Source organism: Pseudomonas brassicae (assembly GCF_010671725.1).
Lineage (GTDB): Bacteria > Pseudomonadota > Gammaproteobacteria > Pseudomonadales > Pseudomonadaceae > Aquipseudomonas > Aquipseudomonas brassicae.
In genome coordinates, this window is sequence record NZ_JAAHBU010000150.1 from 1 (window position 1) to 1,668 (window position 1,668).

At 63.7% G+C, this 1,668-nt stretch carries 1 protein-coding gene and 2 pseudogenes; all 3 read left to right on the forward strand.

The window, feature by feature from the left end; all coding sequences use genetic code 11:
• Window positions 1-335 (forward strand): annotated as a pseudogene (locus G3436_RS11955) (energy transducer TonB); the annotation flags it as partial.
• Between the two features lie 29 nt (window positions 336-364).
• Window positions 365-1,086, forward strand: a pseudogene (locus G3436_RS11960) (MotA/TolQ/ExbB proton channel family protein).
• 1 nt (window position 1,087) lies between these two features.
• Window positions 1,088-1,489, forward strand: coding sequence for an ExbD/TolR family protein (locus tag G3436_RS11965; protein ID WP_163945105.1), 402 nt, complete (start codon window positions 1,088-1,090; stop codon window positions 1,487-1,489).
• Window positions 1,490-1,668 lie beyond the last annotated feature (179 nt).

The window sequence follows — 1,668 nt, forward strand, 5'->3', positions numbered from 1 at the left end:
CCGCCACAACCTGCCGCACTGCCTGCGCCGCCGGCACCGCCCGCGCCGCACCGGTGACCCCGGCCTCGGCCAACGCGGCGTACCTGAAAAACCCGGCGCCGGAATACCCGTCGCTGGCCCAGCGCCGCGGTTGGGAAGGCACGGTGCTGCTGCGGGTGCATGTACTGCCCAGCGGCAAGCCTGGCGAGATCCAGTTGCAGCAAAGCAGTGGTCGCCAACAGCTCGACGACGCGGCCCTGGCCGCGGTGAAACGCTGGAGCTTCGTGCCGGCCAAGCAGGGCGACGTGGCCCAGGCGGGCTGGGTCAGCGTACCGATCGACTTCAAGATTCGTTAAAACTTTCGCGCTAACAGAGAGAAACCATCATGAGTGTATTGGCATCCCCCCTTGAATCCATCGAAAGCGCGGTGATCTGGCTGCTGGTGGTGTTTTCCGTCGCAACCTGGGGCCTGGCCCTGGTCAAAGGGTTGCAGTTCGCCCGTTTGAAGAATCAGGACAAGCGTTTCCACAAGCAGTTCTGGGCGGCGTCCAGCCTGGACTCGGCCGCTGAGCTGGCCCAGACCCAACCGGGCGCTGCTGCGCGTGTGGCCCAGTCGGGCTACGCCGCCATCGCGGTGGGTGAGCCGGGGCAGGCCAGCGACCTGAGCCAGGCGATCAACCATCAGGACCGCCTCGAGCGTGCCTTGCGCCAGCAGATCGTGCGTGAACGGCGCTCGCTGGAAACCGGCCTGGCGGTGGTTGCCAGTATTGGTAGCACCTCGCCGTTCATCGGCCTGTTCGGCACCGTGTGGGGCATCATGGAGGCGCTCAAGGGCATCAGCGCGGCGGGCTCGGCGAGCCTGGAAACCGTGGCTGGGCCGATTGGTGCGGCGCTGGTGGCCACGGGCGTGGGTATCGCGGTCGCGGTGCCGGCGGTGCTGGTTTACAACTACTTCCTGCGTCGCCTGAAGCTGACGGCTGCGACCTGGATGACTTTGCGCATGACTTCTACAGCCTGGCGCAGAAGAGTGCCTTCCGCGTGCTGGTGCACCCTGCGCTTCACAAAGCTGCGACGGTGAGTGGTCAACCTGTGAAAGAGGCGTCCTGACATGGCTTTTTCTACCCAGGACAGTGACGAGGTACTCAGCGAGATCAACGTGACGCCGCTGGTGGACGTGATGCTGGTGTTGTTGGTGGTGTTCATCGTGACCGCACCGCTGCTGACCAACGCCATCCCGATCAACCTGCCCAAGACCGAGGCCGTGGCCCCGGTGGAGCAGAAGGACCCGCTGGTGGTGAGCATCGATGGTGGCGGCAAGTTGTTCATCAACAAGGACGAGATCCAGCCCGACTTGCTGGAAACCAGCTTGCAGGCGGCCAAGGCCAAGGACCCTGAGGTGCGTGTGCAGTTGCAGGCGGATGACGGGGTGAATTATGGGGAAGTGGCGCGTGCCATGGCCTCGATCGAGCGGGCGGGTATTACCAAGTTGTCGGTGATTACTGCGCGTTAGCGTCAAGACATATGGGCAAAGCAGCATTCGGGGGCCGTATCCTGGCAGGGGACGGCTCCTTTTTTGTTTGTGCGCCAGCATTGACTGGCACTTGTTGGCGCCACTGCGGCTTGCTGTCGAGCCAACAAGGCTGACCACGCCGATCTAACAGGCCATGGTGCGTTGCAACAAATGTGGGA